Here is a 25,945-nt window from a genome sequence, read left to right on the forward strand (position 1 = left end):
GAGCGGGCTTGGTTCCTGAAATTATTTCAGGAAGTCCCCAATGGAAAGGGAAAGACCAGTCCCCCGAGTCCAGGTCAACAGACTTGCATTCTTTCACTCTGCCAGCGGAGTTTTGGCGGGGTGAATTTTGTTTATCAACCATCAGGGAATAGTCATGCAGATTGGAATACCGAGAGAGAGTCTCGCCGGTGAAACCCGGGTCGCTGCGACCCCGGCAACGGTAGAGCAACTTAAAAAACTCGGCTTTGAAGTGGCGGTGGAAGCAGGCGCGGGTGCGCTGTCCAGCTTCAGTGATGCCGCCTTCGAAGCCGCCGGTGCCAGTGTGGTACCGAATGTATGGCAGGCCGACTTGATCTTTAAGGTCAACGCGCCAACCGAAGATGAAATCAGCCAAATCAAAGATGGAGCCACCCTGGTAAGTTTTATCTGGCCGGCCCAGAATCCTGAATTGGTGGAAAAGCTGTCACAGCGCAACATCAACGTGATGGCAATGGACATGGTGCCGCGGATCTCCCGCGCCCAGTCACTCGACGCCCTCTCCTCCATGGCCAATATCGGCGGTTATCGCGCCGTGGTGGAAGCTGCTCATGAGTTTGGCCGCTTCTTTACCGGCCAAATCACTGCCGCGGGTAAAGTCCCACCTGCCAAGGTGCTGGTGATAGGTGCCGGGGTTGCCGGTCTTGCCGCCATCGGTGCCGCCGGTTCATTGGGCGCCATAGTGCGCGCCTTCGATACCCGTCTGGAAGTGGCCGAGCAGATCGAGTCCATGGGCGGTGAGTTCCTCAAGCTGGACTTCGGCGGTGAAGACGGCTCTTCCAGCGATGGCTATGCCAAAGTAATGTCTGATGAATTCATCAAGGCTGAAATGGCGCTGTTCGCCGAGCAAGCCAAGGAAGTGGATATCATCATCACCACCGCACTTATTCCAGGCAAACCTGCGCCCAAGCTCATCACCAAAGAGATGGTCGACTCCATGAAGCCGGGTTCAGTGATCGTTGACCTGGCGGCCGCTACCGGTGGCAACTGCGAATACACCCAAAGCGGTGAACTCTTTGTGACCGACAATGGCGTTAAAGTCATAGGTTACACAGATCTGCCAGGCCGTTTGCCGGCACAATCCTCCCAGCTTTACGGCACCAACCTGGTGAACCTGATGAAGCTGATGTGCAAGGAGAAAGACGGCAACGCCAACATAGACTTCGAAGACGTAGTGATGCGCAACATGACGGTCGTCAAGGCCGGTGAAGTCACCTTCCCGCCACCACAGATCTCTGTGACCGCGGCGCCCAAGAAACCGGCAGCCAAAGTTGAGCCGAAAAAAGCAGAAGAGAAAGCGCCATCCAAGCTCAAGTATATTTTGGGCGCTCTGGGTGTGGCCGCCTTCGGTGCCGTGGCCTCGGTGGCTCCGGCTGAGTTCCTGTCGCACTTTACTGTATTCGTGCTCGCCTGTGTGGTGGGTTACTACGTGGTTTGGAACGTGACTCATGCGCTGCATACGCCATTGATGTCTGTCACCAACGCTATTTCCGGCATTATTGTGGTAGGTGCACTGCTGCAGGTTGGCCAGGGCTCGGCCCTGATGACCGCACTGGCATTTATCGCCGTGCTGATTGCCAGTATCAACATCTTCGGCGGTTTTACCGTCACCCAGCGCATGCTGAAGATGTTCCGTAAGGATTAAGGGGGTATATCGTGTCTCAAGGACTGGTAACAGCAGCCTATATCATAGCAGCCCTGTTCTTCATCTTAAGCCTCGCCGGCTTATCGAAGCAGGAGTCTGCAAAAAATGGAAACCTGTTTGGGGTTATAGGGATGGCGATCGCTTTGATCGCTACCATACTGAATCCCGAAACCAATGGGGTTCACTGGATCATTCTCGCCATGGTGATAGGCGGTGCCATAGGTATTCGTCTGGCGCTCAAGGTTGAGATGACAGAAATGCCCGAACTGGTCGCCATTCTCCACAGCTTTGTGGGTATGGCCGCCGTATTGGTGGGTTTCAACTCTTTCCTCGGCCTGCATCCACAGGCGATGAATGAAGTGATAGTCACTGTCGGTAATGACCTCAATGCCACGCTGGAAGCCGCCAAGGTTGCCATTGAACAGGCCGCCGCCTCGGCAGCGCATGAGCCCATGACGGGTGCCATGCTCAACATCCACCTGGTGGAAGTCTTCCTGGGGATCTTCATCGGTGCCGTGACCTTCACCGGCTCTGTGGTGGCATTCGGCAAGCTCAGAGGCATTATCTCCTCCAAGCCGATGATGTTACCTCATCGCCACAAGCTCAACCTGCTGGCGGTTGTGGTATCCCTGCTGCTGATGATTTACTTCGTCAACGTAGGTGGCAGCATCTGGCCTCTGCTTATCATGACACTGATAGCCTTTGCCTTTGGCTGGCACCTGGTAGCCAGCATAGGCGGCGCCGACATGCCGGTTGTGGTATCCATGCTCAACTCCTACTCTGGCTGGGCGGCCGCAGCGGCGGGCTTTATGTTGTCCAACGACCTGCTGATCGTTACAGGTGCCCTGGTAGGTTCTTCCGGTGCCATTCTGTCTTACATCATGTGTAAGGCGATGAACCGTTCCTTTATCTCTGTGATTGCCGGCGGTTTCGGTACCGATGGCGCCGTTTCCAGCGGTGATGAAGAGATGGGCGAATACCGTGAAACCACGGCCGAGGATGTGGCCGAGCTGCTGAAAAACTCCAGCTCAGTGATCATCACCCCCGGATACGGCATGGCAGTAGCCCAGGCACAATATCCCGTGGCCGAGATCACCCAGAAACTGCGTAATCTGGGGGTTAAGGTGCGCTTCGGTATCCACCCGGTTGCCGGACGTCTGCCGGGCCATATGAACGTGCTGTTGGCCGAGGCCAAAGTGCCTTATGACATAGTGCTGGAGATGGATGAGATCAATGATGATTTCGAAGATACAGATACAGTGCTGGTAATAGGTGCCAACGACACGGTTAACCCGGCGGCCACTGAAGATCCTTCCAGCCCAATCGCCGGCATGCCGGTACTGGAAGTGTGGAAGGCCCGCAACGTCATCGGCTTCAAACGCTCGATGAATACAGGTTATGCCGGGGTGCAGAACCCGCTGTTCTTCAAAGACAACACCCAGATGTTGTTCGGCGATGCCAAGGCCAGCGTAGAAGCGATTTTGAAATCGCTCTAAATAGCCAGCTAAACCCATAGTCAAAGAGGGAGCCCGATGGCTCCCTCTTCTTTTGCCGGCTCTACAGGTTTGAGCACTCAGGCCGTTATCTACTGCCACCAAGCTGTCTGTCTTTAGGGAAGGTGCGAATAAGTCCTCGTGACACTGAGGGGAGATTCACAAGGATAAGCTCAGCGTTGAGAATGGCATTAAACGCAATCTGGCAATGTGGCATCACTATACCTAAACAACCACTATGCCCACCTGCACCTCTTTCTCTTTCTTGCCAAGCTCCTTCAGGCTTCGCTCAACGCCGTTTTCGGCGGCTTCCTGCGCATAGGATCCAGGAAGTGCATACCTGCTGCTAAGACAGGTTATAATGGTCTCAAGCCCACCGAATCCCCGCCCGTTTGCTGTTTAATTTATAAACAACTCAATCATTGACCCTGCATGTAACGTCTGTTAGATCTACTCAGATTAGAAAAACGTAAAGGAGATGTGAAATGAGTATACGGATCTTACTTGCAATTCTGTTATTGGGGTGTTGGTCTCAAAACGCGATTGCGAAACCAGAAAGCGATGTGAAAAAAAAATACAAGCTCACGCTCAGTACTTTGGTTTTCAAAGTCCAGAGGCTTATCTGCACTTTTCGGCTGAATTAAATCAGCTGATGTCCGGCAAGAAAACCCTAGGAGAACCTCTTTTAAAAACGACTACTTACATCAACTCTTTGGGAGCTGGAACTACTTATTCCACACTTTCTGTTGAGCAAAAGAGTGAACTCTTTGCTTTGATAAAAGCACGTAGGCTAAACATGGCTCAAAGTCTTGGTATTCCTGAGTCTTCAATGGATAGACTTATCACTCAATATGCAACCTACTCTAGACTGAATGCAAAGTTGCATAACATTTCTTTGGATAAGGTATTTCAAACCACATCAGGTGAAGATGATGAAATTGAGCGGATAGAAGTCGAGGGACGTCTACTACAAAGTTGGGGAGGTTATGGCTCACTCATGATGTACGTAGGAATCACCGAGATGGCAATGCAATCGGGTATTTCTCAATACACTCCTTTCGTTGTTCGTTTTACCTCAAGAGAGTCTGAACAAACTTTTATGTATAACAATTATTCTGGTTCATGGAGTATCTCAAACGAAACTCCATGTATACAAGATAGTTGTCAAGGGTATCCTGTTCTAAATCCTTAACGAAAAGGATTGCAAAAAAGCCCCAGTAGAATTAATTACAGGGGCTTTTTTGTACTTAGAATTTCACCTGGAGGAACCAGTCAGAAGTTGTCTTAATTACTCTAGTGCGAGCCTTCGGCTCTCCCTCCGCTGCAATAACTTTACCTTGCACTTGGCACTGAGGGGAGATTCACAAGGACAAGCTCAGCGTTAAGAATGGCATTAAATGCAATCTAGCAAGGTGGCATCACTATGTCGAAACAGCCACTATGTCGAAACAGCCACTATGCCAAAACAACCACTATGCCAATTTTGCTCTGGGACTGACAAATCTTGGTTTCCATTCAGGCATGGAACAACCGGTTGTTGATCCATTTATCCCCCAAGGGTTGGTGTGGAAGAATCCCCGTTCAGGGCTCACGCACACTCAGTAGTCCCAGCTTGGCCTGCTCACCAAGCAGGGCCGCAAATATAGCTGCCCTACTTAGTTTCAGCCGTTAACCACCGAGGATCCGTTTCCACCAAGGCAAAGGTTCACCACAGTTGGGTGCCGGGTGATAACTGTCAGCCAGCGCAGGCACCGCCACCACATTACGGCAATCGGCTTGTTTCGCCGCACCTGTATCCCGGTCGAAATAGCCCTGCACCACGCCGTTGACCGGCGGCAATCTCAGCCCCAGCGGCGGCCGCTCGGCGAGGAAACGTTGATAAACCGTCATGGCACCACTGCTGCCATAGAACTGGGTCTTGCCGTTGTCATCACGGCCAACCCAAACGGCGGCAACGTTACGCTCGTCAAATCCGGCAAACCAAGAATCGCGGCGGTCGTTGCTGGTGCCCGTCTTGCCCGCCAGCATCACTCCGGGGAAGGCCGCCCCCAGGCGCGAAGCCGTACCGGACTCCACCACCTTGGTCATGGCGTACTGCACCAGATAGTTAGCCGCCGGCGTTATCGCCTCATGGCGTGGCATACTGGCCACAGGCAGAGGCTGGTTGTCGCTGTCCAGCACGGCAGTCACCGCATTGAGCTGACGATAACGGCCGCCGTCTGCCAGGGTCTGATATACCTGTGCCACCATCAAGGGGGAACCGTTTACGGCGCCGAGCAACATGGAAGGATAAGCCGGTACAGCCTCATTCCAACCAGCCTCCTTCAGCGTTGCGGCCACGGCATCGACGCCAACCATCATACCCAGATTTACGGTCGGCACATTCATCGACTTCTTGAACGCCGTCAACAGTGGTACCTGGCCGCGGAACTTGCGATCCACATTCTGGGGCGACCAGGTCTTGCCCTGCTCATTCTTGAGGGTAATGGCCTCATCTTTGAGTGGGCTGGCGAGATTAAACTTGTTGCCCTGAGCCAGCGCAGTGGCATAAACAAAGGGCTTGACCAGTGAACCTATGGGACGGCGAATTTCCACCGCCCGGTTGAACCCCTCGTAGCCCGGCACCTTGTCGCCCACCATGGCGGCGATCCCGGCGCTGTACTTGTCGGTCACCACCATGCCCACCTGCACCTCTTTATCTTTCTTGCCAAGCTCCTTCAGGGTTCGCTCAACGGCGTTTTCGGCGGCTTCCTGCGCCATGGGATCCAAGGTGGTATAGACCTTGACGCCGGACTGCTTCAGCAGCATTGCACCATAGCGGTTCTTGAGTTCCTGTTTGACCACGGCAAAGAAGGCCGGCAGTTTCTGATGCACAGGTTTGTCCGAGCGCCTTAATCCCAGCGGCGACTCTGCTGCCGCCTTGTATTGATCGACAGAAATTTTGCTGCCTTCCATCAAGAGCCTGAGCACCAGATCGCGCCGCTCCTGAGCCCTGTCAGGATAGCGCCAGGGGTTGTAGTAAGATGGCCCCTTGATGGCGGCGACCAGGAAGGCTTGCTGCGCCAGGGTCAGCTCTCCGACCGGGCGGCCAAAATAGAATTGCGACGCCAGCCCCATGCCATGCACGGCTCTGGATTTGTCCTGTCCCATGTAGACCTCATTGAGATAGGCCTCGAGGATTTCATCCTTGCTGTAACGAAAATCGATAATCAGCGCCATCAAGGCCTCTCTGGCCTTACGGATTAAGGAGCGCTCGCTGGAGAGGAAGAAGTTCTTCGCCAACTGCTGGGTCAGGGTCGAGCCGCCCTGTACCGTGCGACCGGCGCTGATATTGACCAGCAGGGCACGAGCGATGGCAAAGGGGTTCACTCCGTGGTGCTCATAGAAGCTGCGGTCTTCCACCAGAATAAGCGCTTCGACTATGTGCTCGGGGATCTGTTCGGTTGGTACAAATAGCCTGTCCTCACCATCGCCGGCGATGATCCTGTCCAGCAGTACAGGTTCAAGATGAAACACCGCCAGTTGTCGTTTGTCGCTCATGCGCGCCACCGAAGTAACGCCGTTGGAGTCAAAACTTATCATCACCCGCTGCTCTGCCTGGCTTCCCTCAGGATGCAGGAAGGGGCGGCGCCACAGCTCGATTCGGGTACTGGAGGCAGAAAACTCCCCCACCTGGCGCGGATTGGCCACCTTGCGATAGCCCAGCAGCTTAAGTTCGGCCATCAGTTGGGCGTGGCTCACCGCCGCCCCTGGATAGAGTGCCATGGAGCGACTGAACACCTGCGCCGGCAGGTGCCACTTCTGCCCTTCAAACTTGCGGGCGATGATCTGATCCAGGTAGATACAATAGATAGTCAACGCCGCTACCAGAATAAGGGTCAGCTTCCAGGTTATCGACCATAACCTGCGCCACAACCCGGGGCTTTGCTGCGCCGGCTTGCTCTTGCTGCTGGTTTTTCTGGTACTTTTTTTCGTGGTACTTTTCTTGGTGGTCATGCTTATCCCAAAATTTACTGCTGGATATTCAAGGTCTTTTTCTTGGTGAACTTGGTCGGCAAAGTATTGGCCGGATCGTCGGGCCACAGGTGTTTAGGGTAGCGCCCACGCATCTCTTTTTTCACTTCGACATAGGGCCCTTGCCAAAAACTGGCCAGATCGGCCGTCAGCGCCAAAGGGCGCTGCGCCGGAGACAAGAGTTCCATGGTTACGGTCAGTTCCCCTTGCAGCAGCCGCGGGCTTTCGGCCATGCCCAGCGCTTCCTGCAAGCGAACACTCAGCAGCGCCCGCCCGCCGGCATCATAGCGGATCGGTGCCCGGGTGCCCGTGGCCATTTTCCAATGGCTCGGCAGCCATTCATTCAACATCTGCTGCGCCTGCCACTCGAGGCGATTGAGCAGCAGCTGCTTGATATCCAATGCCATTAATCCCTTTAGCTGCTTGATATCACTCAAAAACGGCTCCAACCACTCCTCAAGAGAATCCAGCAGCGCCGGATCGCTGCTGTCCGGAAATAGGCTCGGATCTTTGGATCTTGCCAGTGCCAGCCTGAACTGGAGCTGCCTGACATCCTCATCCATATTGAGCAGCGTCAAGCCTTTACTGCGCAGCAGCGCCATAATCACCTGAGCCCTCAGCTTGGGATCCGCCTCTTTCTCGGCCTCCCGTTTGAGCACTATCTCCCCCAAACGCAGTTGGCGCTCGGCAAAGAAACGTCCCTTGGACTCATCCCAGCCCGCCTGCTGTTGCCAGGTACAGAGAAAGGCCAGCTCATTTTCCAGCAACCCCGCCGGTAACTCGGCCGCCAGGTAGATACGGCCGGCGCTGCGGCCCTCGGTTTCCTGGTAGTCGGCCACCACCAGAAACTCGCAGCCGCTGAGGCTGTCACCGGCATCGAGCACCACGCCGCTGCCATTGGCCAGTTGATAGCCCTCAACGCCTCTTGCCTTGGCTATCCTGTCAGGAAATGCCAACGCCAACAACAGGGCGCAATCGGCACGATTCGCCAATTTCAGAAAATCCGCCGCCTTGCCGTTAAGCCCCAAGTGTCTGAGCCAGTTGCCGACTTGTCTGGCCTCAAGGCCTTGAGTGGCCTGAGAAAGTTTATCCATGATATCGGCGTTGTTGCCCGCAAGGCTTCTGGCCTCCAATAAGGCAGCCAGCAGACAAGCCAGACCGGCGAGTTCGGGTTCGCCGCGCGCCTGCCCCAAACTCTGCGCCCGAAGCAGCATGTGCGCCAGCCGCGGCGCCGCCCCCAGTGCATAGGCCGCGCGGCCATGGGCGGTAAGCTTACGTTGCGGGTCTACCAATTGCAGCGACTGCAACAGCTGCCAGGCCACCGCCTCATTGGCTCTGGCCGGTGGTGTCAGTAAAGGCAAATCACTGAGGCTGCGCACGCCCCAACAGGCCGCATCCAGGGCCATGGAGAGCAAGTCGGCATGCAAGATTTCCGGTTCATCCGCCTGCGGCAAGCGGCCGTGCTCCTCCTGGCCCCAAAGCCTTAAGCAGAAACCCGCACTGGTGCGCCCCGCCCGCCCGGCTCTTTGAGTGGCCGATGCCTGGCTGATGCGCTTGAGTCCCAAACGGGTCACGCCGCTGCGGGGATTGAAACTGGCCTGGCGCTTGTAACCACTATCCACCACCAGAGTAATCCCCTCTATGGTCAGACTGGATTCCGCCAGGTTGGTGGACAGCACCAGTTTACGCTCACCGGCATTGGCTGGGGCAATCGCCGCATCCTGCTCTTTGGCACTCAATGAACCATAAAGAGGACAAATGCGCACATTGGCCGCAACCCTGGATTGCAGATAGTGCTTGAGGCGCTGAATTTCCCCCTGTCCCGGCAGGAAGGCGAGTATCGAGCCCTGTTGCTGCGCTTCGCTAACCCCCAAAGCGCAGGCCTGCTGAGGGTCCAGCAGCGCCAGCAACTGCCGCCCCATGTGTTCAAGCCAAGGCGCCATGCCTGTGCCGGCCCCCGAACCGCTGCGCCTCTGCGCCGAAGCGGCGCTGTAGGCGATAGTCACAGGGTAGCTGCGGCCCTCACTGGCAAGCAGCTTGGCATCCGGCATCAAGGTTTGTAACAGCAAGCCTTCGAGCGTTGCCGACATGGCCAACAAGTGCAAATCGTCCCGCAATGAGGCCTGCACTTCCAGTGCCAGCGCCAGACCGAGATCTGTGCTCAGATGGCGCTCATGGATCTCATCGAAAATGATCATGGCAACGCCCTTGAGCTCAGGGTCCTGCTGGATCATGCGGGTCAGTACCCCCTCGGTGATGATCTCGAGTCGGGTGTTACTGCTGACCTGACTCTCACCACGAACCCTAAACCCCACCTCTTGCCCCAGCGCCTGCCCTCTTTGGCGCGCCAAAAAGCCAGCGATGGCCCGCGCCGCAACCCGTCTGGGCTCAAGCATAAGGATCTTGCCGTCGATTTCCGGCCAGTCGAGCAGTGCCAAGGGCAGCGCGGTGGATTTGCCGGCTCCGGTAGGCGCTTCGAGGATAACTTGCCGACAACTGGCCAAGATTTGGCGCAGTTGAGGCAACAGGGATTGAATGGGTAAGTCGTTCAAGATTCAGGGCATGGCTTACAAAAACAGGCGCTCAGTGTAACCAGTTTCTGCCGCCGTGGCTAACCTAACGGGGGTGACTCGCTCAGCGCCAATAAGGGCCTGGGCTTGCCTATGGCGTAACCTTGAGCATAATCCACCCCCAGCTCCCGCAGTTTCGCCACTATGGCCTCGGTTTCCACAAACTCGGCAATAGTTTGAAACGCCATCTGCCTCCCCAACTGGCACATGGCGGCAATAATCGCCTGATCTGCCTTGTCTTCACAGAGATTGACCACAAACTGGCCATCAATCTTCACATAATCCACCGCCAACTGTTTCAGGTAAGCAAAAGAGGAAAAACCGGCGCCAAAGTCATCCATCGCCAGCTTACAACCCAAAGGTTTAAGCAGTTCAATCAACCTGTGGGCCTGCTCGAGCTGGCTGAGTACCGATGTTTCGGTGATTTCGATACACAGCTTATCGACCAACTCCGGCTCGGCCAGCAGACGCATCTCAAGCCAGTCCATAAACTCCTCATCCTCAAGCGAGGACGCCGAAAGATTCAGCGACACCAAAGACAGAGATTGCCACAACTCAAGATGCCGATTGCCCCAAAGCAGCAGATGATCTATCACCCAGCGATCCACTCTGGACGCCAGGTTATAACGCTCGGCCGCCGGCAAAAATATTGCCGGTGACAACATCTCTCCCTCCTCCTGATACATACGCAGCAAGATCTCCAGGTGCATACCACTATCTGTGGCTTCCAGCGGGCGGATCTCCTGGAAGTAAAGCTCAAATTTGTCGTTGGCCAGGGCACCTAGGACATCGACCGAGGCGGTCATTTCGCTGTAGAGCCGCTTGAGGCGGGGATCGCTGCTGTCGTAGAGTAACCAGCCGTTGCGCCCCTGCTCCTTGGCCAGTCGGCAGGCGGCATCGGCCTGGCCCATGACGGTATAGATGTCCTGCGCCAATGGTTCCAACTGGGCTATGCCTATGCTGGCCGAGACCCCGTGTTTGCGGTTTTCCCAGTTGAATTCATGATTAAACAGCTGCTGACAGATACGCTCGGCGATATGTTTGGCCGACTCTGGGTTACAAAAATGCATCAGGATCCCGAACTCATCGCCGCCGAGTCTGGCCACCAGATCCCCCTTGCGCACCAGCTGCTTGAGCCGCTGCGCCACCTGACACAAGAGCCTGTCACCCGCGATATGACCGCTGACATTGTTGATCACCCGAAACTGATCCAGATCCACGAAGGCAATACACACAGGTGGCGCCTGCTCCTCGCCGAGCACTTTGGCCAGCAGAGCTTCGAAATGCACCCGATTGGGCAGGCCAGTCAGCGCATCATAATTGGCATGGAATGACAGCTCGCTGGCCAGCCTGTGACGTTCACTGACATCTTCGGCCATCAACACCAAGGTACGCTTATCAGCCTTGCTGCGACTGATACTCAGCTTTTGCCAGGAGAGCTCCTGTCCATGCAGAAAACCAACCTCACACCAGGCCTGATTCAATACCCCATCGCGCACCACGGCCAGGGTATCGAGCAAAATCCCCTTGTCATCCTCACGCACCAAGGTCAGCAGATCCTGGCTATCAGCGGCTACCAGTGTCTGTTTGGCTATCCGGTTCATCATGGTCAGTTGGTTGCTGCTGTCCAACTGACCACAAGCCAGGGGTAACTGTTGGAACAGCTCCTGATACTTGCACTCACTGGCCAGCAGCGCCAAGGCGATACGGGTCAGTTCCATCGCCGAGCCTATCATGGCGGCCGCATGGCTAAGCTCATTGACAAAGTCCTCCTGCCAGCGCTTTTCACCACCGCATTGCAAGGCGCCTACGGCGATATGAGTATCCCCCAGATGCAGTGGCGGCAGAACCAGCAGGCTACGTACCTGCCACTGGCGTAAGAAACGTTTCTCTTCCTGAGCTTCCTTGGGAAGCTCCTCAATACTGTCCAGGGTCAGGAGTTTGGGATGGCGTAACAGATTGCGAAAAAAAGGCATGTTCCCTAATCCCCACTCACGGGTACCTTGCAGAGTATTGAATTGGGGTTTGAGGTAGAGATTACGGGTCTTGAGCCGCCCTGGCGCCTTTCCGGCCGCCAGCACAAACACCCCGTCACAATCCAGTTGCCGGGTAATGATCTCCAGGGCACGATCAACATTCTGCTCCAGGGTGATCAACGGAGAATCGCTGAAGACATCCACCAGGGCATGTTGCAATTGATTGGCTAGACTCACGGGCATAGTGGGGTCATTTCCTTACGACTGTTCCTGAACTGAAGAATCCATCTGATACCATTATGCTTCCATTTTAACGCAGTGAGTCAACTCTAATGCAAAATGGTATAAGCCACAGTATAGGTCAAGCACCTAACCGGAAACGAAAAATGAGCCCAATTACGCCTAAAAGACTATTTCTCGGATTTGCGCCAACCGCGGCAGAAAAAACCAGCCTACTGAAGTTGCAGCAAGCTTGTGAACAAGCTGATGAGCAGTCAGGCCCCGGTCTAAAAAAAGTGACTGCGGCCAATCTGCATTTAACCCTGGCGTTTCTCGGCCAGGTGACGGCAAAACAGCAGAGGGATTTACTCGCCGCCATTCCCGGCTTGCCCCTGAAACACTTTCGGGTGCGGCTCGAGCAACTCTGTTTCTGGCCCGGGCCGAAAATACTCTGCCTGACCGGCACAGCCGAAGATCCGGCACTGATGGCGCTCGCCAAGGCGGCGCAACAACTGGCGGACGACCTTGGGCTGCATAGCAGCGAATATGATTATCGCCCCCACATCACCTTGATGCGAAGGGCCGGCAACCTACCGAAACTCGAACATATTCCAACGCTCGATTTAACGCCAAGCGAGCTGCAACTCTACGAGTCTTTGAGTACTCCAACCGGCGTCGAGTACCGGATATTGGCCAGCTGGCCTTTAAGCGACTGAATCACTTAAGCGGCTTGTGCATCACCACGCAGTCAAGCACTATGCCTCTTGGGGAGTGGTATTGGCTTATCCCCTCACCGCAAAAGCCACAGCTACGATAGAAGTCGGCGGCATTGAGGGTAGACTCCAGCGTCAGCGCTGTCACGCCTCTTTCACGCGCCAAAGACTCGAGATGAGCGAGTAAGTCACGCCCGAGCCCTTGGCCCATGGCTTGTGGATGCACGAACAGGGCTTCAATTCGGTCGTTATCCAGCATGCCGGTCGCCAGTATTTTTCCCTGATGTTCGAGCAGATAAAAGTCTCTCTCCACCATAGTGAGAAAGGCTTGGGGCATCTCACCCTGGGTCCAAATTCTGAGCTCTTCCTCTGGGTAAAATCTCCGGCAACCGGCTTGAATCGCCAGATTGCGGATATCCCAGGCCGCTTGCGCGTCTTCCTTTCTCGCCTTGCGTAACTTCATCCTGCACTTCCCTTTGTTGAAAAAATAGCGATACACCTGCATTAAAAAGCCGCCCAGTGGGCGGCTTGGTTAGGACGTTAATTCCCTAAGGCTCAGTCCGCCAACAGTTCGGCTATGGTCAACATACCGTGAGTCGTGGCCCCAGCAGCCCAGAGGGCCGAAGCGTTGTCTTCAAATGCGGCGGCCAGATCGATATGCAGCCAATCAACCCCTTCATTGACAAAACGCCACAGGAAACCGGCGGCATTGGAAGCGCCACCGGCGCCGCCACCTTTTACAGGGCGGCTGTTGGCGGTATCGGCATAAGCTGATGGGCACATCTCTTTATGCCAAGGCTCCAGCGGCAAAGGCCAAACATTTTCAGCCACTAGAGCCGCCTTTTGCTGCGTCAACGCCAGCAATGGCTGGCTGGGGGAGAAGATGGCGTTGTAGTTGCGGCCAACGGCCATCACAGCGGCGCCGGTCAGGGTGGCGGCATCAATAACCCGAGTCGCACCGCTGGCGCAGGCGGCCTGCAGACCATCGGCCAGCACCAAGCGTCCCTCGGCATCAGTATTGACCACTTCAACCGTGGTGCCATTCTTGTAAGTCAGAATATCGCCCAGCTTATAGGCACGACCACTTATGAGGTTCTCGGCGCAGCAAAGGTAGAGTTTGACCCGCTTGTCGAGACCATTCTGAATCGCCAGCCCCAGCGCCGCAGTAACAGTTGCCGCGCCGCCCATATCTGCCTTCATGCCCAGCATGCCTTCGGAAGCCTTGATGCTGTATCCACCTGAGTCAAAGGTGATCCCCTTACCTACCAGCGCCACAGACACGGGAGCATCTTCCCCCAGAGGGTTGAAGTCCAGTTCCAGCAACGCAGGTGGCCTTTCGCTGCCGCGGCCAACCGCATGAATGCCTATCCACTGCTCCTGCAGCAAGGCTTCTCCTTCAACTATCCGGTAGCTGACCTTGTCACCACCGAGCTCGGCCAGCCAATTGGCCGCCTGCTGCGCCAGTTTCAGTGGTGGCAGGTTTTCCGGGGTTTCATTGATAAGGCTGCGGGCAAACGATGCACTGTAAGCCCTGCTGGTCAGCGCGCCCTTGAGCGCCTCATCACCGGCCCACTGGATCTCATGGCCGCCTTTGGCAGTGACAAAGCCCTGGGCAAAGGCCCACTGACTGTTGAGGTCCCAACCCTCTCCCGCCAAAGACACCTGATTGATCCCCTGGTTACGCAGCTTGCGGGCGGCCATCTGAATTTGTCGCAGGACATCGTTTCCCTGCAGGTGGATCTGAGCCTGCTCAGCATTGTAGGTTACATCGGCCTTGCCCCAATGGGCCGCTGGGGCCTCATGGGTCAGCACTATCTTCATGGATTGACTCATTTCGATTCCTTCTTCTTTTATATGTAGTGAACGCAAGGCGTCACAATTGCGTCCAGTGTACTGCATTCCTGCCCGGCACTTGAAGCCCCGCGCCGAGTGAGAATTGTTGCCAACTGTAAAGCCTGCTAGGCTTGGGAGTTTTCAATCACTTCAGGGAGATGGGGATGGAGTTTATCCCGCCACTGCAATCCGGCATTTTGATCCAAAGGTATAAACGCTTTCTGGCCGATGTCAGGCTGGATGATGGCACTGAAATTACCCTGCACTGCCCCAATACGGGTTCGATGAAGAACTGCCAGTTCCCCGGCGAGCGGGTTTGGTTCTCCTTTTCTGACAATCCCAAGCGTAAATACGCCCACACCTGGGAGCTGATGCAAACCCCTGACGGCGACCTGATTGGAATCAATACAGGCCGGGCCAATGCCCTGGTAGAGGAAGGGATCCAAACGGGTGTCATCAAGGAACTACAGGGATACAAGGGCCTCAAACGGGAAGTGAAATACGGTGATGAAAACAGCCGTATCGATATCTTTCTCAGCGAAGGGGCTGAGGCTGATTGCTATATCGAAGTGAAGAACACCACTCTTTTGGAAGAGGGACACGGTTACTTCCCCGATGCCGTCACCAGCCGAGGGCAAAAACACTTACGGGAACTGATGTCCGTGGTCAAAAGTGGCCAACGAGGGGTATTGGTGTTTTTAGTGCAACATACCGGCATAAAAACCGTATCAGCAGCCCGCCATATAGATTCAAAATATGCTGAATTATTGAACGAAGCCATAGATACCGGGGTAGAAGTGCTGGCCTATGCCACAAGCCTTGCCCCAGAAGGCTTCAGGGTGGAATCCAGGCTCGAATTTATCCGCTGAACCAGCTGTAAAAAGTGATAAAAAGTTGATTTAATCGGGTTTAGCAGACATATTCAAATAATTAGCAATAAGTAAATCGAAATATTTGCCTAGGTAGAGAGATTCTGATATAGATAGCGGCCGTTCATAAGAACGCCCTACGACGCAAATGGAAACAGGAGATGCGTTATGCCTGAAGGCACTAAAAAACTTGGTGTACTCGCTATCGCTGGTGTAGACCCTTACCAGGAAAAACCCGGTGAGGAGTACATGAACTCGGAACAACTGAGTCACTTCAAAACCATTCTTGAAGCATGGAGGAATCAGTTGCGTCAAGAGGTGGATCGCACTCTCACCCATATGCAGGATGAAGCTGCAAACTTCCCGGATCCGGTTGACCGTGCCGCCCAGGAAGAAGAGTTCAGCCTCGAACTGCGCGCCCGCGACCGCGAACGTAAGCTGATCAAGAAGATCGAAAAGACACTGCAGAAAATTGAAGAAGATGACTTCGGTTTCTGCGAATCCTGCGGCGTCGAAATCGGCATCCGTCGTCTGGAAGCCAGACCGACAGCCGATCTGTGTATCGACTGCAAAACGCTGGCAGAGATCAAAGAAAAACAGATGGCAGGTTAATCTCATCTGCCACAGCGCGGGGCCAAGTGTTACACTGGCCCCGCGATTTTTTTGTCACTCAGCCCTTGATGAACAACACTTCCTACATAGGCCGTTTCGCCCCCTCGCCTTCAGGCTCTTTGCATTTTGGCTCTCTTGTTGCCGCCCTCGGCAGTTATCTGCGCGCCCGCTCAAAGCAAGGGCAGTGGTTGCTACGAATAGAAGATATCGACCCCCCGAGAGAAGTCAGCGGCGCCGCCGATGACATAATGTATACTCTGGAAGCCTTCGGCTTGCACTGGGATGGCAAAGTGCTGTACCAGAGCCAGCGTTTGCAAGACTATCAACAACATATAGATGCCTTGCTGAAATCCAATCAAGCCTACTATTGTCAGTGCACCCGCAAACAGATCCAGCAAAGAGGCGGCATTTATGATGGCCGCTGCCGGGAATTGCAACTCAAACAAGGCGCCATTCGCATTCACAACCAAATGGCGGTTGCCCGGTTTATCGATGACCATCTGGGTGAAGTTTGTGTCGACCCGGCCTTCGCCGCAGAAGACTTTATTATCAAGCGCAGCGATGGCCTGTACGCCTATCAACTGGCGGTGGTACTGGACGACGCCTTTCAGGGCATCACAGAAATCGTCCGCGGCGCCGATCTCTTGGAGGCCAGTTGCCGACAGATAAGCCTGTATCGACAATTCGGGTTTCAGGAACCGAGCTTTTTTCATCTGCCACTGGCCAGCACCCAGGCAGGACTCAAGCTCTCCAAGCAAAACCATGCCACGCCGGTGGATAAACGCCATCCACAGCCGGCGCTGCTGGCGGCACTCGAGTTTCTCGGCCAGGCTGCTGTCACGCCCCAAGCCGATGTGACTCAGATGTTGGCTCAGGCGGTGGCTCAGTTTGATCCAGACTGCATTCCCAAACAGACAGAGATCCTCATCGGCCGCTGATATACTCATCGTCCGCTATTTGGTATATCATAGCCGCCAGTTTTTAACCCTTATTTTGCGTTAACGTTCCGAGGTGTCCCATTTTTCGCCGTATCAGTCAGTTTTGTAAGCAGTTGTTTGACGATAGTCAGACAGCCAAGGCTCAACAAGAAGACAACACAGACACAGGTTTAAGCCTGGAGGTTATTCCGCGCGATGGCCACAGCATTTCCCGCAGACAGATTAGCGAGAATGCGCTCAAGGTTTTGTACCGCCTGCATAAGTCTGGCTTTAACGCCTATCTGGTTGGTGGCGGCGTACGCGATCTGCTACTGGGACTGGAGCCGAAAGACTTTGACGTGGTCACCAATGCCACTCCGGAAGAGATCAAGAAGCTGTTTCGCAACTGCCGCCTGGTTGGCCGTCGTTTCCGCCTGGCCCATATCGTCTTTGGTCGGGATGTTATTGAAGTGGCTACCTTCCGCGGCCACCACGGCAACAGCGAAGAGAAGATTTCCAAGGTCAATTCGGCCGGACGACTGCTGCGCGACAATGTTTATGGCGACATAGATGAGGACGCCGAGCGCCGGGACTTTACCGTCAACGCCCTCTATTACAATATTGCCGACTACTCCATTCGCAGCTATGGCGGCGGTATTCATGATCTTAAGGCCAGAAGCCTGCGACTGATTGGCGATCCCGAAACCCGTTACCGAGAAGACCCGGTACGTATGCTGCGGGCCGTGCGCTTTGCCACCAAGCTTGGGATGTCCATCGACAAGCGCACCGCGGCCCCGATCAAGAGCCTGGCTCCGCTGCTGAAAGATATTCCGGCGGCGCGTATGTATGAAGAAGTGCTCAAGCTGTTCTTCGCCGGTAAGGCGCTGAACAACTATCAGATGATGCGCGAATACCAACTGTTTGCGCCAATATTCCCTCTGGTGGAAAGCCTGCTGCGGGACGATCCCAAGGGCCCGGCCGCCAGACTGTTGAGCGAAATGATGCACAACACAGATGTGCGCGTCGGTGAAGACAAGCCTGTGACTCCTGCCTTCTTCTATGCCGCGCTTCTTTGGTATCCGCTGCAAAACCGCGCCCAGGATATCGCTCTGGAAAGCGGTCTCAGCCCCTATGATGCCTTCTTTGCTGCCATGGGCGATGTGCTTGAGCAGCAGTGTCGCTCGGTAAGTATCCCCCGCCGCTTCAGCACTCCGGCGCGGGATATCTGGCAGTTACAGATGCGCTTTGAACGCTCTCAAGGGGGCCGCGCCTTTAAACTGATGGAGCATCCCAAGTTCCGCGCCGCCTATGACCTCTTGCTGCTCAGAGCCAATGCCGAAGGCGGCAATCTGGCCAAGCAAGCCAGTTGGTGGCAACAGTTTGTCGAGTCTGATGATGATAAAAGGCAACAGCTGATACGTAGCGGCAACAAAACCGGCGGCAGCCGCAACCGTAACGCCAATCAACGCCGGCGCCGTAAGCCTCGTCGCCCAAGCGAAAAACCACAGGCGGCCGAGTAAGATGACCGGAGTCTATGTGGCGCTGGGCGCCAACCTGGACTCTCCCGAGCGCCAGCTTGATAGTGCTTGCATGGCGCTGCAACAACTGCCGCGGCAAAACAGCTTTCGCGTTTCATCCTACTATCGTTCGGTTCCCATGGGCGATGTTCCCCAGCCTGACTATGTCAATGCGGTGGCCTATTTCGAAACCGAACTGGCGCCGCTGGAACTCCTTGACGCCTTGCAGGCAATCGAACTGCAACAGGGGCGACAACGCCTGGTGCGCTGGGGCCCCAGAACCCTGGATCTGGACTTGCTGCTCTACGGCGATGAGCAGATACAGACCCCAAGGCTCACAGTGCCCCACTACGGCATCAAGAGCCGCGAGTTTGTCCTCATTCCACTGGAAGAGCTCAATCCTTCACTGGTGCTGCCTTGCGGCACCGGCATAGCCACACTGATCACCGATGCCATGCGCCAATCGCTGCAACTGATCCATCCCTCAGGCTGAGAACCTGAGCCGGATCGTTGCAGTTCAAAGCCTCATGGCATATAACACCACTTCACTCGGTTAATAAGAAGAGCATTATGTCTAAAATCACCACAGCTACCCTGCGTAAATTCAAGCAGGAAGGTAGAAAGTTTACCGCTCTGACCGCTTATGACGCCAGTTTTGCCGCCGCTTTTGACAGCGAAGGTGTAGACGTCCTGCTGGTAGGAGACTCACTGGGAATGGTTCTGCAAGGGCACGATGATACCTTGCCGGTCAGTGTCGAGGAGATGGCCTATCACACCCGTTGTGTTCGCCGTGGCATCAGCCGCAGTTTGTTGATGGCCGATCTGCCCTTCATGAGTTATGCCACTCCCGAACAGGCGATGACCAATGCCACCAAACTGATGCAGGCCGGTGCCAACATGGTCAAGATTGAAGGTGGCCAATGGTTGCTGGAAACGGTTTCCATGTTGACCGAGCGCGGTATTCCCGTCTGTGCTCATATAGGACTGACACCACAATCGGTGCACGTATTCGGTGGTTTCAAGGTGCAGGGCCGCGATGCCGATAACGCCCAGCGGATCCTGGATGAAGCCAAGGCGCTGGAAGCGGCCGGGGCCCAACTCTTGGTACTCGAATGTATCCCGGCAGCATTGGCAAAACAGATAACCGAAGCGCTGCAAATTCCGGTAATCGGCATAGGTGCCGGCAAGGATACCGATGGCCAAATCCTGGTAATGCACGATGTACTCGGGATCTCCAGCGGCTATATCCCACGCTTTTCCAAGAACTACCTCAAGCAGACAGGTGAAATCCGTGAGGCCGTAAAGGCCTATATCGATGAAGTTCAGCAGGGACAATTCCCCGCAGAAGAGCACACCTTTAACTAAACCGGGGAGTTTCGCCAGATTATGCTGACCACAGCCAAGATAGATGAGATCCGCACCCGGGTGCGGGAGTGGCGCCAAAAGGGGGAAACCGTAGCCTTTGTCCCTACCATGGGCAATCTGCACCAGGGGCATGTGAGTTTAATCCTCGAAGCCGCGCGCCGCGCCGATCACGTGGTGGCCTCGATTTTTGTCAACCCATTGCAGTTTGGCAAGAATGAGGATCTCGATGCTTATCCCCGTACTCTGGGTGCCGATCAGCAAAAACTGACCGAAGCCGGCTGCGAGCTACTGTTTACCCCAACCCCTGAGCTTATCTACCCCAAAGGACTGGACGCCCATACCTTTGTGGAAGTTCCAGGGATCTCCGATGAGCTTTGCGGCGCCAGCCGTCCAGGGCATTTTCGCGGGGTCGCGACCATAGTCTGTAAGCTATTCAATATAGTGCAGCCGGATATCGCCCTGTTTGGTCGTAAGGATTACCAGCAGCTTTTGGTGATCAAGACCATGGTGAGCGACCTGTCGCTGCCCATCGAGGTCATAGGGGTAGAAACCGTTCGCGAGGATTCCGGCCTGGCGCTGAGTTCGCGCAACGGCTATCTCACAGAAGCCGAAAAGGCGCTGGCGCCCAAGCTCAAGGCCGCCATGGATAAACTGGCCGAGGCGATTGTACTGGGGCAGGATATCGACCAGGCCATCAGCGATACCAAAGAGTTCCTGCGCGCCGCCGGGCTTGAGCCCGACTATCTGGAAGTGCGTGAAGCTTCAAGCCTCAAACCTGTAAGCAGCGATGACAAGTCGCTGGTGATCCTGGCCGCCGCTTATCTTGGCAAGGCTCGCCTCATAGACAATATGACGCTGTCACGCTGATATCTTTTCTTTAGGGAGGGGAAATCTTCCCCTTTCTTCCGAAGACCTTTTCCAGGTCGCCAAAAAAATTTCCTTAGTCAAAAACTGGTCTTCAATAAAGGTTTGAGTCATATTGGTTACACTTGTTTTTGATATGTGACGAAAGGATTCCCACCCCAATGTTGCCCGGACAGCCCAGACTCTGGCTCTTTGCTGCGTTGCTGCTCGCTTGGCAAGTTCAGGCAGGTACCGTCTATAAATGTATCAAAGAGGACAAGGTGGTATTCAGCCAGCAACCCTGCCCGCAAGCCTTCAAACAGCACAGAATTGAATACCAGTATGGCGTGACCACGGAAACGGCCGAGGGAGAAAGCCTTGATCCGCTGCAATCCCTTTTAGAGAACGACAGCCTGCCCGAAGACAAGCTATTACAGCGACTGGAAGCCGAAGTCTATCGGCTACAGCAGGAAAACAGCTATCTGGAAATACTGCGAACCAGCGAGCTACAAAAGCAGGAGCGGCAACGCTATTGGCAGAAGCGGGAGCGGGAAGATCCCGCATTTGTTGAGCAACGCAGCAAAATAAACGCCCACTTTGATGAGCTCAAACGCGCCAATGATGACAAGATAGCCAAGCTGCAGCAACACAGACAGTTGCTGCAGCAAAAAAACTAGGCTCAGCCCTGAGTCAGCTGCGCAGCCCTATCCCACGAGAGATCAGATAATAGGCCAGCAACCACAGACCCGCACAAAACCCCAGCATCACCCCAATCGACAGCGGCACGCTCATATCGGCAAATCCCAGGAAACCATAGCGAAACACGTTGATCATATACACCACAGGGTTCAGCGCCGATACGCCACGCCAAAAGTCAGGCAGCAGCGACAGCGAGTAAAACACCCCACCAAGATAGGTCAGCGGCGTCAACACAAAGGTGGGGATGATGCTGATGTCGTCGAAGCTCTTGGCAAACACGGCATTGATAAGGCCGCCAAGGGCAAACAGCACTGAGGTCAGAAACACTGTGACTATCACCAATCCCAAGTGCTGCACACTGAGATCGACAAAGAACATGGCTACCAGGGTTACTATCAGGCCTACCAGCAAGCCACGGGCGACACCGCCACCGACATAGCCGGCTATCATCACATAATGAGGCACAGGCGCCACTATCAGCTCTTCCAGGTTACGTTGGAACTTGGCACTGAAAAAAGAAGACGCCACATTGGAATAGGAGTTGGTGATCACCGACATCATGATAAGACCCGGGGCGATAAACTCCATGTAGGACACACCGCCCATCTCACCGATGCGACTGCCCACCAGATTACCGAAGATCAGAAAATACAGTGTCATGGTGATCGCCGGCGGTACCAGCGTCTGTATCCAAATGCGGGTAAAGCGGGTAATTTCCTTGATTAAAATACTCTTGAAGGCAACCAGATACAGACCTCTCATACCTGGCCTCCTTGGGCATTTTCAACCAGTTTCACAAACAACTCCTCCAATCGATTGGCCTTGTTACGCATGGATAGCACCTCAACCTCCTGCTCAGTCAGTAAACCGAAGACGGCGTTCAGGCTATGGGACTTCAGCAAATCTACTTCCAGGGTCATTGGATCGGTAAGCCTGACGCTAATATCGCCAAGCTTGGGTACCTTAACAAGCGGCTGCTTGATATCCAACACAAAGGTTTCCATATCCAGTTTCGACAACAGGGATTTCATACTGGTGCACTCCACCAGCACGCCCTTATCGATAATGCCTATGTTGCGGCAGAGCATTTCCGCTTCTTCCAGATAGTGGGTCGTCAGTATGATGGTGACGCCCTCAGCGTTGATTTTTTTGAGAAACTCCCACATGGAGCGCCGCAGCTCTATATCCACCCCGGCGGTGGGCTCATCGAGGATCAAAAGTTTGGGCTCGTGCATCAAGGCCCTGGCTATCATCAAACGCCGCTTCATGCCGCCGGAAAGCTGCCGGGATTGGCTGTTGCGCTTGTCCCAGAGATCCAGTTGCCTGAGGTATTTCTCGGCCCGCTTGTGGGCTTCGGCTCTGGGCACACCGTAATAACCGGCCTGGTTAACCACGATTTGCAGCACAGTCTCAAACTGGTTGAAGTTGAATTCCTGCGGCACCAGGCCGATACACAACTTGGCCTGCTCCAGCTCTTTATCCAGATCATGGCCAAAGACCCGCACACTGCCGCCACTCTTGTGCACCAGCGAGCTTATGATGCCGATAGTGGTGGACTTACCGGCACCGTTGGGGCCGAGCAAGGCAAAAAAGTCGCCCTGAGCCACATTCAGGCTAATCCCTTTGACGGCTTCGACACCGCCCTTATAGGTCTTCTTAAGATTGTCCAGCTCCAACGCCAGAGCTTTGGTCGTCATAGATGTTTCTCCTAAAGAGCCTCCAATACCTGAGGTATCGGCAGCGGCCCGGGACGCAAAAAGCAAGACTCCCGCCGTGGCGGGAGTCTGTCTTACTATACAAACAAAGCCGAAATCACAGCTTGCTTACTCCTGCGGGATCACCTTGGCGATATAAGGCAGGTTGCGGTACTGCTCGGCGTAGTCGATACCATAACCGACCACGAATTCATCAGGAATAGTAAAACCGACAAAGTCTACCGGTACGTCGACTTCGCGGCGGTCCGGCTTGTCCAGCAGAGTACAGAGAGTCAGGCTCTTTGGCTCACGCAGCAGCAGCATTTCGCGTACCTTGTTGAGCGTGTTGCCCGAGTCAATCAGATCTTCGACGATCAACACATCACGATCGGCGATTTCCGACTGAACATCTTTGAGTATCTTCACGTCTCTGGAGCTGGTCATGGCATTGCCATAGCTGGAAACAGACATAAAGTCGATCTCTACATGGCCCTTAATCCGACGGCAGAGATCGGCCATAAAGACCACTGAGCCCTTGAGCAGGCCGACCATCAGCAACTTGTCGGCATTGGCATAATGCGCATTGATGCGCTCGGCTAATTCATCCAGTTTCTGGTTGATCTCTTCTGCCGAGATCATCACTTCGGTGGTGTGTTTCATATCACTCTCAATTGTCGATCTCACTGTCTTTGGGTTTGTCATAACCCCAGCGATCCGTTAATGCATGTTCGACACCCAGATGATCAAGGATCCGGGCGACCATGAAGTCTATCAGATCTTCAATGGATTTGGGATGGTGATAAAAGCCGGGTGCGGCAGGCATTATGATGGCGCCCAGTTGGCTGAGTTTCAACATATGTTCAAGATGAATGGCGTTGAAAGGTGTCTCTCTGGGCACCAACAACAACTGACCGCGCTCCTTGAGCACTACATCGGCGGCCCGCTCCAGCAGGCTGTTACTCATGCCGGTGGCCACCGCAGCCAGGGTGCCGGTTGAGCAGGGACAGATCACCATCTGCTTAGGCGCCGCCGAGCCGGATGCAGGCGGAGAGAACCACTCATCCTTGCCGAGCACCCTCAGCTCACCGCCATCGGGAAACAGTTTTCTGAGCTGCTCGGTGGCCTTGTCCGGCGCGCTACTGAGTTTGAGCCCATGTTCCGTTGCCAGCACCACCCGAGCGGCGCTGGACACCATCAGAAAAACCCGAAACTCGGCCTTGAGCAAGCACTCCAGCAGCCTCAGCCCATAGGGCGCCCCGGAGGCGCCGGTCCAGGCGAGGCTGATACTCTTAATCTGCTGATATTTCACGCTTTGACCTCGCCACTTCTGGCTTTAAGGGCCTGGAGCAACTTTTGATGCAGGCCGCCAAAGCCACCATTGCTCATGATCAGCACGGTATCGCCGGGCTTGGCTTCACCACTGACCTTGGCCACTATCTCATCTATGTCGTGCAAAACCTGCACCGGCAGCGGCGCCGCCTGCATGGCCGCGGCAATATCCCAATCGATATTATCCGCCTGATACAACACAGCCTCATCGGCCAGGGCCATGGAGTTGGCCAGTGTGTCTTTATGCACCCCTTGCTTCATGGTGTTGGAGCGGGGCTCGAGCACGACGGTGATTTTGCCCTGGCCCACCTTGGCGCGCATTCCCTGAAGAGTTGTGGCGATTGCCGTTGGGTGATGGGCAAAGTCGTCATAAACGCTGACACCCTCTACGCTGCCCAGCAACTCGAGACGGCGCTTGGGCGGGGTAAAGTCTGCCAGCGCCTTGAGTGCATCTACCGGCAAGACCCCGACATGACGCGCCGCGGCTATCGCCATAGTGGCGTTGTCTATGTTGTGACGCCCAATCAGGCCCCAGCTCAAAACGCCCTGGGATTCACCGCGGAAAAACAGTTCAAACTCGTGACCATCGTCTGCCAGCATCTTGGCACTCCAGTCACCCAGGCCCGCTTCATGGCTCAAGGTTTCCTGCTCACTCCAGCAGCCCTTGGCTATCACGCCGGCAACCACCTGGCTATCTTGCGGCCAGATCACCCGGCCATCCCCCGGCACGATTCTGAGCAGATGGTGAAACTGCTTCTGTATCGCCTTGAGATCGTCGAAGATGTCGGCATGGTCGAACTCCAGGTTGTTGATCACCAGGGTTCTTGGCTGGTAATGCACAAACTTGGATCGCTTGTCGAAGAAGGCGCTGTCATATTCGTCGGCCTCGACCACAAAGAAGGGCGACTCGCCCAACCTGGCCGAAATGCCGAAATTCTGCGGCACCCCACCAATCAAAAAGCCAGGTTGATAGCCGCAGGCTTCGAGGATCCAGGCCAACATGCTGGCGGTTGAGGTTTTGCCATGGGTACCGGAAACGGCCAATACCCAGCGTTCGGGCAATATATGGTCATGCAGAAACTGCGGGCCCGAGGTGTATTTCAGGCCGCGGTTGAGTACGGCTTCCACACAGGGGTTGCCGCGGCTCATGGCATTGCCTATCACCACGAGATCCGGCTCGGGATCAAGCTGTGACGGGTCAAACCCTTGAATAAGGTCTATCCCCTGCTGCTCTAGCTGGGTACTCATGGGTGGGTAAACATTGGCATCGGAGCCGGTGACCTTATGTCCCATGGCGCGGGCCAGCAGCGCCAAGCCCCCCATAAAAGTGCCACAGATCCCCAGAATATGTACGTGCATTAAGGCCATCCTTCTGCAGTGAGTCCGCTCGCCCCACGTTGGGCGAGTTTGCATGCCGCTCATTGTACCTATGCCACCGGCAAGACGCGAGAGGCCTCTGCCTGCTGTTCAGTTTTCTCTCATTTCCGCTAAGCAATGTGATTAATAGATAAAGGAATTTCCCAAAACCTGAACCGGTCACTGGTCAGGACAAGTCTGCGCGTTTAAAATGCCCGCAGCCTACGCAAATGCGATTAGCATCA

The 25,945-nt window shown here is 54.9% G+C and carries 22 protein-coding genes; 12 read left to right on the plus strand and 10 right to left on the minus strand.

From position 1 onward, the window contains the following. Positions 1–154 precede the first annotated feature (154 nt). The 3 genes from pntA to WKR14_RS16275 all read left to right on the plus strand — a co-directional run bounded on the left by pntA (position 155) and on the right by WKR14_RS16275 (position 4,366). Positions 155–1,681: a Re/Si-specific NAD(P)(+) transhydrogenase subunit alpha gene (gene pntA, locus WKR14_RS16265; RefSeq protein ID WP_101053670.1), complete on the plus strand. Its 1,527-nt coding sequence runs from the start codon at positions 155–157 to the stop codon at positions 1,679–1,681. Between the two features lie 11 nt (positions 1,682–1,692). Then, complete coding sequence (pntB, locus tag WKR14_RS16270) at positions 1,693–3,177, plus strand: Re/Si-specific NAD(P)(+) transhydrogenase subunit beta (protein WP_101053672.1); 1,485 nt, start codon at positions 1,693–1,695, stop codon at positions 3,175–3,177. A 520-nt stretch (positions 3,178–3,697) separates the two neighbouring features. Then, on the plus strand, positions 3,698–4,366 hold the full coding sequence (locus WKR14_RS16275; protein WP_339086932.1) for a hypothetical protein: 669 nt from the start codon (positions 3,698–3,700) through the stop codon (positions 4,364–4,366). Between the two features lie 476 nt (positions 4,367–4,842). Here WKR14_RS16275 and mrcB read toward each other — a convergent pair whose 3' ends face one another. Genes mrcB through WKR14_RS16290 form a run of 3 tightly spaced genes read right to left on the minus strand, consistent with a single transcriptional unit; the run spans position 4,843 to position 11,977 of the window. Then, positions 4,843–7,170: a penicillin-binding protein 1B gene (gene mrcB, locus WKR14_RS16280; protein WP_101053676.1), complete on the minus strand. Its 2,328-nt coding sequence runs from the start codon at positions 7,168–7,170 to the stop codon at positions 4,843–4,845. Positions 7,171–7,184: 14 nt separating this feature from the next. Next, a complete protein-coding gene (gene hrpB, locus WKR14_RS16285) occupies positions 7,185–9,740 on the minus strand; it encodes an ATP-dependent helicase HrpB (protein WP_339086935.1) in 2,556 nt (851 codons plus the stop codon). Positions 9,741–9,799: 59 nt separating this feature from the next. Further along, positions 9,800–11,977 carry a putative bifunctional diguanylate cyclase/phosphodiesterase gene (locus WKR14_RS16290; protein ID WP_165565547.1) on the minus strand — a complete coding sequence of 726 codons (2,178 nt, stop codon included), beginning with the start codon at positions 11,975–11,977 and terminating at the stop codon, positions 9,800–9,802. A gap of 143 nt (positions 11,978–12,120) precedes the next feature. Here WKR14_RS16290 and thpR point away from each other — a divergent pair, with 143 nt between their 5' ends. Beyond that, positions 12,121–12,669 carry an RNA 2',3'-cyclic phosphodiesterase gene (gene thpR, locus WKR14_RS16295; protein ID WP_165565548.1) on the plus strand — a complete coding sequence of 183 codons (549 nt, stop codon included), beginning with the start codon at positions 12,121–12,123 and terminating at the stop codon, positions 12,667–12,669. A 1-nt stretch (position 12,670) separates the two neighbouring features. Here thpR and WKR14_RS16300 read toward each other — a convergent pair whose 3' ends face one another. Next, a complete protein-coding gene (locus WKR14_RS16300) occupies positions 12,671–13,129 on the minus strand; it encodes a GNAT family N-acetyltransferase (RefSeq protein ID WP_339086938.1) in 459 nt (152 codons plus the stop codon). A 92-nt stretch (positions 13,130–13,221) separates the two neighbouring features. Further along, positions 13,222–14,499 (minus strand): aminopeptidase PepB, encoded by a 1,278-nt coding sequence (pepB, locus tag WKR14_RS16305; protein WP_101053688.1) that lies wholly within the window; start codon positions 14,497–14,499, stop codon positions 13,222–13,224. Positions 14,500–14,663: 164 nt separating this feature from the next. Between pepB and sfsA the strand changes: the two genes are divergently transcribed. The 8 genes from sfsA (at position 14,664) to WKR14_RS16345 (ending at position 21,299) form a co-directional block, all read left to right on the plus strand. Beyond that, positions 14,664–15,368: a DNA/RNA nuclease SfsA gene (gene sfsA / locus WKR14_RS16310; protein WP_101053691.1), complete on the plus strand. Its 705-nt coding sequence runs from the start codon at positions 14,664–14,666 to the stop codon at positions 15,366–15,368. A 168-nt stretch (positions 15,369–15,536) separates the two neighbouring features. Further along, the gene (gene dksA, locus WKR14_RS16315) at positions 15,537–15,980 is read left to right on the plus strand and encodes an RNA polymerase-binding protein DksA (protein WP_101053694.1); all 444 of its coding nucleotides are present in this window, start codon (positions 15,537–15,539) and stop codon (positions 15,978–15,980) included. A gap of 68 nt (positions 15,981–16,048) precedes the next feature. Beyond that, the gene (gene gluQRS, locus WKR14_RS16320) at positions 16,049–16,918 is read left to right on the plus strand and encodes a tRNA glutamyl-Q(34) synthetase GluQRS (RefSeq protein ID WP_101053861.1); all 870 of its coding nucleotides are present in this window, start codon (positions 16,049–16,051) and stop codon (positions 16,916–16,918) included. A 113-nt stretch (positions 16,919–17,031) separates the two neighbouring features. Further along, complete coding sequence (locus tag WKR14_RS16325; protein WP_224866146.1) at positions 17,032–18,417, plus strand: polynucleotide adenylyltransferase PcnB; 1,386 nt, start codon at positions 17,032–17,034, stop codon at positions 18,415–18,417. Position 18,418: 1 nt separating this feature from the next. Next, positions 18,419–18,907 carry a 2-amino-4-hydroxy-6-hydroxymethyldihydropteridine diphosphokinase gene (folK, locus tag WKR14_RS16330; RefSeq protein WP_101053701.1) on the plus strand — a complete coding sequence of 163 codons (489 nt, stop codon included), beginning with the start codon at positions 18,419–18,421 and terminating at the stop codon, positions 18,905–18,907. Between the two features lie 77 nt (positions 18,908–18,984). Beyond that, positions 18,985–19,779 carry a 3-methyl-2-oxobutanoate hydroxymethyltransferase gene (gene panB / locus WKR14_RS16335; RefSeq protein ID WP_101053703.1) on the plus strand — a complete coding sequence of 265 codons (795 nt, stop codon included), beginning with the start codon at positions 18,985–18,987 and terminating at the stop codon, positions 19,777–19,779. 21 nt (positions 19,780–19,800) lie between these two features. Beyond that, on the plus strand, positions 19,801–20,646 hold the full coding sequence (panC, locus tag WKR14_RS16340) for a pantoate--beta-alanine ligase (RefSeq protein ID WP_339086942.1): 846 nt from the start codon (positions 19,801–19,803) through the stop codon (positions 20,644–20,646). Positions 20,647–20,804: 158 nt separating this feature from the next. Beyond that, a complete protein-coding gene (locus WKR14_RS16345) occupies positions 20,805–21,299 on the plus strand; it encodes a DUF4124 domain-containing protein (protein WP_101053709.1) in 495 nt (164 codons plus the stop codon). A gap of 13 nt (positions 21,300–21,312) precedes the next feature. Here WKR14_RS16345 and WKR14_RS16350 read toward each other — a convergent pair whose 3' ends face one another. The 5 genes from WKR14_RS16350 to mpl form a co-directional block, all read right to left on the minus strand. Beyond that, positions 21,313–22,083, minus strand: a complete 771-nt coding sequence (locus WKR14_RS16350; protein WP_071475780.1) for an ABC transporter permease — start codon at positions 22,081–22,083, stop codon at positions 21,313–21,315. Further along, positions 22,080–23,018: an ABC transporter ATP-binding protein gene (locus WKR14_RS16355; protein ID WP_101053712.1), complete on the minus strand. Its 939-nt coding sequence runs from the start codon at positions 23,016–23,018 to the stop codon at positions 22,080–22,082. Before WKR14_RS16355 ends, WKR14_RS16350 begins: the two co-directional genes overlap by 4 nt. A 126-nt stretch (positions 23,019–23,144) precedes the next feature. After that, on the minus strand, positions 23,145–23,675 hold the full coding sequence (gene hpt / locus WKR14_RS16360; protein WP_025010043.1) for a hypoxanthine phosphoribosyltransferase: 531 nt from the start codon (positions 23,673–23,675) through the stop codon (positions 23,145–23,147). Positions 23,676–23,682: 7 nt separating this feature from the next. Continuing rightward, complete coding sequence (locus WKR14_RS16365) at positions 23,683–24,324, minus strand: flavin prenyltransferase UbiX (protein ID WP_165565551.1); 642 nt, start codon at positions 24,322–24,324, stop codon at positions 23,683–23,685. Next, positions 24,321–25,703: a UDP-N-acetylmuramate:L-alanyl-gamma-D-glutamyl-meso-diaminopimelate ligase gene (mpl, locus tag WKR14_RS16370; RefSeq protein ID WP_339086945.1), complete on the minus strand. Its 1,383-nt coding sequence runs from the start codon at positions 25,701–25,703 to the stop codon at positions 24,321–24,323. Before mpl ends, WKR14_RS16365 begins: the two co-directional genes overlap by 4 nt. Positions 25,704–25,945: the final 242 nt, after the last annotated feature.

Source organism: Shewanella chilikensis, assembly GCF_037953065.1.
Lineage (GTDB): Bacteria > Pseudomonadota > Gammaproteobacteria > Enterobacterales > Shewanellaceae > Shewanella > Shewanella chilikensis.